The sequence below is a fragment of the Billgrantia sp. Q4P2 genome (assembly GCF_052806135.1).
The window spans coordinates 67,647-76,660 of sequence record NZ_JBRBAI010000016.1; the positions used below are offsets into that span (position 1 = coordinate 67,647).

Annotated in this window: 8 protein-coding genes; 5 read left to right on the forward strand and 3 right to left on the reverse strand. The window is 66.7% G+C overall.

All coding sequences use genetic code 11. The annotated features are described in order from the left end of the window. Nucleotides 1-89: 89 nt before the first annotated feature. Genes ACUY1T_RS20345 through ACUY1T_RS20365 form a run of 5 tightly spaced genes read left to right on the forward strand, consistent with a single transcriptional unit; the run spans nt 90 to nt 5,565 of the window. Nucleotides 90-734, forward strand: a complete 645-nt coding sequence (locus ACUY1T_RS20345; RefSeq protein WP_446025388.1) for a DUF1826 domain-containing protein — start codon at nt 90-92, stop codon at nt 732-734. Nucleotides 735-789: 55 nt separating this feature from the next. Further along, on the forward strand, nt 790-2,331 hold the full coding sequence (locus ACUY1T_RS20350) for an ABC transporter substrate-binding protein (RefSeq protein ID WP_446025389.1): 1,542 nt from the start codon (nt 790-792) through the stop codon (nt 2,329-2,331). Continuing rightward, on the forward strand, nt 2,328-3,311 hold the full coding sequence (locus ACUY1T_RS20355) for an ABC transporter permease (RefSeq protein ID WP_446025390.1): 984 nt from the start codon (nt 2,328-2,330) through the stop codon (nt 3,309-3,311). Before ACUY1T_RS20350 ends, ACUY1T_RS20355 begins: the two co-directional genes overlap by 4 nt. Beyond that, nucleotides 3,308-4,132: an ABC transporter permease gene (locus ACUY1T_RS20360; RefSeq protein WP_446025391.1), complete on the forward strand. Its 825-nt coding sequence runs from the start codon at nt 3,308-3,310 to the stop codon at nt 4,130-4,132. Before ACUY1T_RS20355 ends, ACUY1T_RS20360 begins: the two co-directional genes overlap by 4 nt. Beyond that, entirely contained in the window at nt 4,129-5,565 is a 1,437-nt protein-coding gene (locus tag ACUY1T_RS20365) for an ABC transporter ATP-binding protein (protein ID WP_446025392.1), read from the forward strand. The genes ACUY1T_RS20360 and ACUY1T_RS20365 overlap by 4 nt, the downstream gene beginning before the upstream one ends. A 93-nt stretch (nt 5,566-5,658) precedes the next feature. On the opposite strand, the gene ACUY1T_RS20370 is transcribed toward ACUY1T_RS20365, so the two are convergent. The 3 genes from ACUY1T_RS20370 to dksA all read right to left on the reverse strand — a co-directional run bounded on the left by ACUY1T_RS20370 (nt 5,659) and on the right by dksA (nt 8,803). Next, on the reverse strand, nt 5,659-6,960 hold the full coding sequence (locus tag ACUY1T_RS20370; RefSeq protein ID WP_446025393.1) for a D-alanyl-D-alanine carboxypeptidase: 1,302 nt from the start codon (nt 6,958-6,960) through the stop codon (nt 5,659-5,661). Nucleotides 6,961-7,148: 188 nt separating this feature from the next. After that, nucleotides 7,149-8,375 (reverse strand): zinc metallochaperone GTPase ZigA, encoded by a 1,227-nt coding sequence (zigA, locus tag ACUY1T_RS20375; RefSeq protein ID WP_446025394.1) that lies wholly within the window; start codon nt 8,373-8,375, stop codon nt 7,149-7,151. Next, nucleotides 8,375-8,803, reverse strand: coding sequence for an RNA polymerase-binding protein DksA (gene dksA, locus ACUY1T_RS20380; RefSeq protein ID WP_446025395.1), 429 nt, complete (start codon nt 8,801-8,803; stop codon nt 8,375-8,377). The genes zigA and dksA overlap by 1 nt, the downstream gene beginning before the upstream one ends. Nucleotides 8,804-9,014: the final 211 nt, after the last annotated feature.

Genomic DNA, 9,014 nt, shown 5'->3' on the forward strand with positions numbered 1-9,014 from the left:
CCGTCACTTCGATCATCTCCCTGCGGCTCCTCCCCAAGAGGCCATCCGTTGCGTGAATGGTATGTTATAGGATATCAAAAGGAGGCGACATGCTGCCCCGTACCACGGCTGACATTTCCGCGCACTGGGCGTTCGGTCAGGACATCGAGGTTCTGCCCCGCATCTTCGACGACGAAATTACCCTGGCGGTGATGGAGCGCCGGCTCGACCCTGCCCTGGCCCTGGCCGTAAAGGCACAGCTCGGCTGCCAGCGCTGCCTCGATTGGCACTGGCGCGGCGCCCCCGGCCAGGCGATGCAGGAGGACCTGACACGCCGGCTACCCGCCCCCCAGGCCGGTGAAGCGCTGGTTCAGGACATCGCCACCATCGCCGAGGCCATGGCCTACTTGTTCTCGACCGAGACCATCGGCATTCGCCTGCGCACGCTGGAAGGCGCCATGTGCCCGCGCTTCCACGTCGACAACCTGCCGGTGCGTCTGGTGAGCACCTATGCCGGCCCAGCCAGCGAGTGGCTACCCGAACATGCCGCCAACCGGGCGGGGCTTGGCGCCCCGCATCCGGACAAGCCCGATATCGTTGCCGACCCTGGCGCCATCCAGCAGCTCGGCGTAGGCGACCTGGCCCTGCTGAAGGGCTGTGGCTGGGTCGGCAACGAAGAGCGTGGACTGATACACCGCAGCCCCCAGCCCGCACCGGGCAAGCGCCGCCTGTTGCTGGCGCTGGACCCGGGCTGAAACGCCTGCGCCACCCATCATCTGTCTCATCGAATCCTGCAAGGAAAATCCTGCAATGCCACTGTCCTCTCGATCCCTGTCATCTCGATCCCTGCTGCTTGGCCTTGCCCTGCTGCCCCTGTCAGCCGCCGCCGACCGCCCACTCTCGGTGGTTGCCCCTTGGGAGATCACCGGCGCCGACCCCTCGACCTCGGGCTATGTCTATGCCCGCATGCGCGTCGCCGAGACACTGGTCGACACCGATGCCGACGGCCAGCCCGCGCCGGGGCTGGCCGCCTCCTGGCAGCCCAGCGAAGATGGCCTGACCTGGCGCTTCGCCCTGCGTGAAGACGTCAGCTTTCACGACGGCAGCCCGCTGACGGCGGAAGCGGCGGCCGCAAGCCTGCAGCACGCCCTCGCCAAGCCGGGCATTCTCGATTCGGCGCCCATCACCAGCATCGAGGCCGACGGCAACGAGGTGGTGATCGAACTCGAGAGCCCCTTCGCGCCGCTGCCGGCCCTGCTGGCACACTCCACCACCCTGATCCTCGCCCCGGGCGCCTTCGACGACGAAGGGCGTGTCACCGAGGTGATCGGTACCGGCCCCTACCGGGTAGAGAGCGTAGCGCCCCCGCAGCGGCTCGGTGTGGAGCGCTTCGACGACTACTGGGGCGAAGCCCCCTCCATCGACAGCGCCAGCTACCTGGCGGTGGGCCGGGGCGAGACCCGCGCGCTGATGGCCGAGAGCGGGGATGCCGACGTGGTCTTCACCCTCGATCCGGCGAGCCGCGCGCGGCTGGCGCGCAATGACCGCCTGGCAATGCATGCCGAACCGCTACCGCGCACCATCGTGTTCAAGGTCAATGCCGAACATCCCTTGCTTGAAGATGCTCGCGCTCGCCAGGCGCTGAGCCTGGCCATCGACCGTGAAGGCATTGCCGCCGGCCTGCTGCGTGATCCCGAAGCCGCCGCAGCCGAGCTGTTTCCCGCCAGCCTCGGCCCCTGGCACCTCGGCCTCGAAGCCGATGAGGCGCAGGACCTGGAGCGGGCCCGCGAGCTGCTCGCCGAGCTGGGCTGGGAAGCCAATGGCAGCGGCATGCTCGAGCGTGACGGAGAGTCTTTCGAGTTGACCCTGCGCACCTTCTCCGACCGCCCCGAGCTGCCGCTGGTGGCCACCGCCCTGCAGGACCAGTGGCGCGAAATCGGCGTGGCGCTGGAAGTCGCCGTGGGCAACGCCAGCGAGATCCCCTCCGGCCACCGCGACGGCAGCCTGGAGCTAGGTTTGATGGCACGCAACTACGGCCTGGTGCCCGACCCGCTCGGCACCCTGCTCGACGACTTCGGCTCCGATCCCGAGAACATGGGCGGCGACTGGGGCGCCATGGGCTGGCATGACGCCGACCTGGCCGGCTGGCTCGACACCCTGCGCCAGGAGGCCGATCCCGAGGCCCGCACCGAGCTGGCGGGGCAGGTGGCACGCCGCCTGAACGAAGCCATGCCGGTCGTGCCCGTGGCCTGGTACCAGCAGACCGCCGCGGTCAATGCCGAGCTGGAAGGCTTCTCCATCGACCCGCTGGAGCGCAGCTACCGCATCGACGAGCTGAGGTGGAGCGAATGAGCGTAGCGCTGGCCTCACGGACGACCCCGCGCTGGACGGCAGGCCTCGGTGGCCTGCTGCTGCAACGCCTGTTCCAGGCCGGGCTGGTGGCCTGGATGGTCGGCACCCTGACCTTCGTGCTGACCCGCTCGCTGCCCGGCGACATGGCCTACCGCATCGCCGCCGGGCGTTACGGTCACGACATGGTCAATACCAATGCCGCCGAGGCGGTGCGCGCCGAGCTGGCGCTGGACCAGCCGGCGCTGACCGCCTACTTCGGCTGGCTGTGGGACCTGGTGCAGTTCGACCTCGGCCGCTCACTGGTCAGTGGCGAGCCGGTGATGGCCGAGCTATGGCATCAGCTCGGCCACTCGCTGGGCCTGGCGGCGATGGCCGTGCTGCTCTCGCTGCTGCTGGGTCCACCGCTGGGGCTGATCGCCGGGCTCAAGCCCAATGGCGTGCTTGACCGCGTGAGCGAAGTGGCGGCCAGCGTTCTGCGCGCCCTGCCGCCCTTCGCCGTGGGCCTGCTACTGATCCTGATCTTCTCGGTGTCGCTCGGCTGGCTACCCGCCGCCGGCCATGGCCGCAGCGCGCATGCCGTGCTCCCGGCGCTGACCCTGGCGCTGGCGCTGGCCGCCATCTCCAGCCGGGTAGCGCGCAACGCCATGGCCGACGTGTCGCAGTCGGCCTACTACGCCTTCTCGCGCACCAAGGGGTTGAACGAGCGCCTCAGTTTCCTGCGCCACGGCCTGCGCAACGCCGCGGTACCGGTGGTCGCCTACCTCGGCGTGCAGTTCGTCTACCTGATCGAGGGCGTGGTGGTGGTCGAGACCCTGTTCGCCTGGCCCGGCATCGGCCACGCCCTGGTGCATGCCATCGTTGCCCGCGACGTGCCGATGATCCAGGGCACCGCCCTGGTCATGGGGCTGATGTTCGTCGCCCTCAATACCGTGGTGGACCTGTTCTGCCACTGGCTCGATCCCAGGAGGCGCAGCGCATGAACACGCTAGCCATGACTCCCGCTCGTCGCTGGCTGCCTGCCTTGAATGGCCGCCAGCGCCTCGGCGCCCTGCTGCTCGCCCTGCTGCTCGCCTTCGCCTGGTTGGTGCCCTGGCTCTTCGATGCCGACCCCGCACGCCAGCAGCTCACCCGCATCCTGCAGCTGCCGTCGCTTGCCGAACCGCTCGGCACCGACCACCTAGGCCGCAGCCTGCTGGCGCGGCTGGCGTCCGCCGTGCAACTCTCGTTCGGCATGGCGCTGCTCAGCGTGGCCAGCGCCGCCGTGCCGGGCGTGATCCTCGGCGTCATCGCCGGCTGGCGCGGTGGTTGGCTCGACCGTGTGCTGGGCAGCCTGGCCGATGCCTGCCTGGCCCTGCCCGGCCTGCTGCTGGTGCTGTTGCTGGTCGCCATCGCCCCGGGCAACTTCTGGGCGCTTTACGTCGGCATTTCGCTGGTGCTGTGGATCGAGTACTTCCGCGTGGTCAGGGCCCGCACGCGGGTGCTGGTCGCCTCGCCGCAGCTCGAGGCGAGCCGTCTGCTCGGCTTCGGCCCACTCTATCTGTTCCGTCGACATTTATGGCCGGAGCTCGCACCGCAAGTGCTGACCCTGGCCGCCTTCGGCGCCGCCAGCGCCATTCTTGCCATGGCCGCGCTGGGCTTCGTCAGCGTTGGCCTGCGCCCGCCCACCGCCGAGCTGGGGCTGATGATGATCGAACTGCTGCCCTACTACCACGAAGCGCCCTGGGCCATGGCCCAGCCGATCGTCGTGCTGTTCGTGCTGGTGTTGAGCCTGAACCTGCTGGCCGGAAGGGATCCGAGATGAGTACCTACTTACTTCAAGCCGAGGGCCTGACGATCCGGGGCGAGGGCGTCACGATCGCGCCCTTCTCCTGCTCGCTCGGACCCGGCAGCCGCCTGACCCTGCTCGGCGAAACCGGCTCGGGCAAGAGCCTGATCGCCCAGGCCATCATGGGTACGCTGCCGCGCGGGCTTGCCGCCCAGGGCCAGCTCGTCATCGATGGCGAGCGTTTCGATGCCGCTGACAGTGCGTCACGCCGCGCACTGTGGGGCCACCGCCTGGCGCTGCTGCCCCAGGAGCCCTGGCATGCGTTGGATCCGACCATGCGTGCCGTTTTCCAGGTCGCCGAGAGCCACCGCCACGTGGCCGGACGCGACCGCCGCGCCGCGCTTCAGACCGCCTGGGCCGACCTGACCGAACTGGGTCTGGTTGACGCGGGCAGCAAGCTGCCCGGCGAGCTCTCCGGCGGCATGGCGCAGCGGGTGGCCTTTGCCGCCGCCAGTGCCGGCGGCGCGCCCATCGTGATCGCCGACGAACCCACCAAGGGACTCGACGCACCTCGGCGTGATGCAGTGGTCGAGCTGCTGGCGCGCACACCCGAAGCCGGCGGCGCCCTGCTTACCATTACCCACGATATCGACGTAGCCCGCCGGCTGGGCGGCGAAGTGGTCATCCTGCGCCAGGGCCAGGTGGTCGAGCGCGGTCCGGCCCAGCAAGTGCTCACTCACCCACGCAGCGAGTACGGCCAGCGGCTGCTGGCTGCCGAGCCCAGCCGCTGGCCACGCCCGCAGCCGCTGGGCGAGCGCCAGGCGCCTGTCGTGAGCGCCAGCGGCCTGGTCAAACGCCGTGGCGGGCGCGAGCTGTTCCGCGACCTTTCGCTCTCGGTCGGTCCCGGCGAGATCGTCGGCGTGGTCGGCCCTTCCGGCTGCGGCAAGAGCACCCTGGGCGACATGCTGCTGGGCGTGACGCGTGCCGACCATGGCAAGATTCATCGGGCATCGGGGCATCCACAGGGCTTTCAGAAGCTCTACCAGGATCCGCCAGCGGCGTTCTCGCCGCACTGGCGGCTCTCACGTTTGCTCGACGACCTGGTACGCCGCCACCGCCTCGATCGTGCCGCCATCGCGCCGCTGATGGCCCGCCTGGGGCTCGACGAGAATCTGCTGGGGCGGCGCCCCAGCGAGATCTCGGGCGGCGAGCTGCAGCGCTTCGCCATCCTGCGCGTGCTGCTGCTCGAGCCGTGCTTCCTGTTCGCCGACGAACCCACCTCACGACTCGACCCCATCACCCAGCAGCAGACACTCGAGCTGCTGGTGGAGCTGGCCCGTGAGCGGCATTGCGGGGTAATGCTGGTGAGCCACGACCCGGCGCTGATCGAGCGGATCTGCGATAAGCGGATCTCCCTGGGAGGCACTGCAAGCGTGGTCGAGCGGGCGCTCGATCCGGCCATGGCCTGAAACGCCATCACGGGGGACACCAGGCCCAAACGACTGACGCCCCGCATGGGCGGGGCGTCAGGGACGTCGGTACGGTCGGCGAGTGGTTACGGCTCAGTAGTGGGCAACGACCATGCAATCCATGCCCTGGGCACGCAAGCTGTTGCAGGCGGAGTGGGCGTCGCTCTCCTGCAGGTCGACCAGGCGGGCACGGAACACGCGCCGCTCGCCGTCCGATTCCGCCACTGATACGCGCACTTCGTTCAACAGGCTGGCCAGCTGGTCGGCCGCGCGTGTCGCCAAGTGGCGAGCCTGATCCGGGTCATTGAATGCTCCGACCTGCACCGCCCAGTTGCCGCTGGGGGCGCGTGGCGAATCGGCCTGGGCGATCAAGGCGCGGATCGGATCGTCGGCGGAGCCCATCTCGATGTCCATCTCCGACTGGAAGGAGAGCCGGTGCTCTGTACCGGATACCTCAGGCGTGGAGGTCGCCTGCGGCGCTGCCGCCAACTGCTGGGCCGAGGCGGGCGGACTCTCCGGCAGCTCCATGCGGTCGCCCAGCACGTCGGCCCGGGCGATCCAGTCGCCGCGCTGCAGCATCGAGAGTCGGGCGAAGCCACGGTCGAGCAAGTCTGCCATATGAGTATCGCGCGAGGCGGCGGTGAAGCCACCCATCACGACGGAGACGATACGGCGATTGTCGCGGATCGCCGAGGTGGCCACGTTGAAGCCCGAGGCCCGAATGAACCCCGTCTTGAGGCCATCGGCACCGGCATAGTTGCGCACCAGCCGATTGTGGCTGGTATGGGTGGTGCCGCGATAGGTGAAGCTCTGTGTCGAAAAGTAGTGGTAGTACTGCGGGAAATCCTGCATCACCCGGATCGACAGGGTGGCCATGTCGCGAGCCGTGGTCACCTGGGCATTATCGGGCAGTCCCGATGCGTTGCGAAACACGGTATTGGGCATACCCAGTTCATTGGCACGCTGGGTCATCATGCGCCCGAAGTTGGCTTCCGTTCCGCCCAGCGCCTCGGCCACCACCACGGCAACGTCGTTGGCGGAGCGCACCACCAAGGCCTTGATGGCCTCTTCCACCGTGATGCTACTGCCCGCCGAAAGCCACAGCTTGGAAGCGGGCATGGAAGCGGCATGGGACGATACCGGCAATGGCTGACTCATGTGCATGCTGCCGTTCTCGAGCGCCTCGAACAGCATGTAGAGGGTCATCATCTTGGTCAGCGAAGCAGGATAGCGGGTGGCATCCGCATTGGCGGCGTGCAGCACGTCGCCGCTCTCGACATCGATCACGATGGCCGCATAGCGGGGGTTGGCCTGCGCCGTACCGATAGACAATAGCTGAATGCAGAAAAAGACGAAGATGGCCACACCGAGGTAGTGTCGGTTGTAGGAGCGCATGACGAAGACCTCTGGTTCCCTTGTGATTCCCTGTGGCCCGATTCTAAAGCGGACCTAGACCCAGTATGGCCGCTAACGAAGCGGTTTACAGCCGGAATAGCGAGTTTTTTTGTCGATATACCGGCTGCTTCCATTAAGCATCCATTTATTAATCAACTGGAATAACGCCTGCTTATCTTCCTCTCTATTCAGCCGGGTAACTCCCAGGCCGGGAAGGGGTCGGGCAACGAGCCCCAGGCCTGAGGGCCATCCGCCAGTTCGGCATCGCCGATCAAACAGGCATCCAACGCCTGGCGTATCCTCGCCTCGTCGAGGTTCTGGCCGATGAAGACCAGCTCCTGGCGCATGTCGCCAAACGGCTCCTCCCACTGCTCCATGATATAGCCGCGGCTCTCCGGATCCGTGGGCCAGCGCGACTCTGGCACGGCCTTCCAGAACATGCCGGCGAAGCCGTAGTGGGCAATACCGCCCGCCTGGCTCCACTGCCCGGCGAACTCCGGCCGCGTTGCCAGCCAGAAGAAGCCCTTCGAGCGCAGCAGCTTGCCGCCAAACCAGTTTCCGTGCAACAGCTCGTGGAACTTCTGCGGGTGAAAGGGGCGCCTGGCCCGATAGACGAAACTCGAAATGCCGTATTCCTGGGTTTCGGGCACGTGCTCGCCACGCAGCTCCTTCAACCAACCCGGTGCGAGTCGGGCTCTATCGAAGCTGAAGCGGCCAGTGTCGAGCACCTTGTCGAGCGACACCTGCCCATTGGCCATGGCAATCAGCTCGGCATCGGGGTTGAGCGTACGCAGCACGGCCTTCACCTCGGCCAGTTGCGCTTCGTCGATCAGATCGGTCTTGCTGATCAACAGCACGTCGCAGAACTCGATCTGATCGACCAGCAGATCGGCCACGTTGCGCAGGTCCTCCTCGCCGAGGCTCTCACCCGCTTCGGCCAGCGATTTCGCTTCGTGGTACTGCTCGAGGAAATTGGCACCATCGACCACCGTGACCAGGGTATCCAGCCGGGCAACGCTGGAGAGGCTCTTCCCTTGCTCATCCTCGAAGGTGAAAGTTTCCGCTACCGGCAGCGGTTCGGAGATGCCGGTGGATTCGATCACCAGGTAATCGAAGCGCCCTTCCTGCGCCAGCCGGCTCACCTCCACCAGCAGATCCTCGCGCAGGGTGCAGCAGATGCAGCCGTTGCTCATTTCCACCAGGCGTTCCTCTGCCCGGTTGAGGGCCACCTCGCCCTCCTGGCTGCCCGGGCCGCCCCGCACCAGGGCGGCATCGATGTTCACCTCGCTCATGTCGTTGACGATCACCGCCACGCGGCGACCCTCTCGGTTGGCCAGGATATGGTTGAGCAGGGTGGTCTTGCCGGCCCCGAGAAAGCCGGACAGAACGGTAACGGGCAAGGCATTGTGGGGCATCACTGGTCTCCTCGTAACTTGCTGTAGTGGTGTTCGCGCTTCTCCTGGCGCTCCTTGGCCTCGAGGCATAGCTCTGCGGTGGGCCGCAGCATCAGCCGCGCCAGCCCAATGGGCTGGCCAGTTTCGGCGCAGTAGCCGTAGTCGCCCTCCTCGATACGCCGCAGCGCCTGGCGAATCTTGCGCAGTAGGCGAGTCTCGCGATCGGCCTGGCGCAGCAACAGCCGCAGCTCTTCCTCTACCGCGGCACGATCGAGTTCATCGCCACTGCGTTCGTTGTCGGCAATGCCCCTGCGCACCTCTTCGAGATGCGCCTCCACCTCGGCCTGGTCGGTCAGCAGGCGCGCTTGAAAGAAGGCCAACTGCTCTTCATTCATGTATGCCTCTTCGGGCATGGCCAGTAGTCGCTGTACCTCGGTGTCGGCCTGCATGGATATTCTCTCCCCAAAAACAAACGTTATAACATAACAACAATACCTTAAAGCAAGTCCACTCGGATCCGACGCGCCCCACCCCCAAGGGATTCAAAGAATAATTAGGCAACTTCTTGCCCGCTGGGCAAGATCTTGCCCGCCCTGGGCAACTTGTTGCCTAATTTAACTTGGCAATCAAGATGCGAAAAACGACATGCATCTGATTCGA

Coding starts and splice junctions, on each gene's coding strand:
- ACUY1T_RS20345 (WP_446025388.1), top strand. CDS start 90: ATGCTGCCCCGTACCACGGCTGACATTTCCGCGCACTGGGCGTTCGGT.
- ACUY1T_RS20350 (WP_446025389.1), top strand. CDS start 790: ATGCCACTGTCCTCTCGATCCCTGTCATCTCGATCCCTGCTGCTTGGC.
- ACUY1T_RS20355 (WP_446025390.1), top strand. CDS start 2,328: ATGAGCGTAGCGCTGGCCTCACGGACGACCCCGCGCTGGACGGCAGGC.
- ACUY1T_RS20360 (WP_446025391.1), top strand. CDS start 3,308: ATGAACACGCTAGCCATGACTCCCGCTCGTCGCTGGCTGCCTGCCTTG.
- ACUY1T_RS20365 (WP_446025392.1), top strand. CDS start 4,129: ATGAGTACCTACTTACTTCAAGCCGAGGGCCTGACGATCCGGGGCGAG.
- ACUY1T_RS20370 (WP_446025393.1), bottom strand. CDS start 6,960: ATGCGCTCCTACAACCGACACTACCTCGGTGTGGCCATCTTCGTCTTT.
- zigA (WP_446025394.1), bottom strand. CDS start 8,375: ATGCCCCACAATGCCTTGCCCGTTACCGTTCTGTCCGGCTTTCTCGGG.
- dksA (WP_446025395.1), bottom strand. CDS start 8,803: ATGCAGGCCGACACCGAGGTACAGCGACTACTGGCCATGCCCGAAGAG.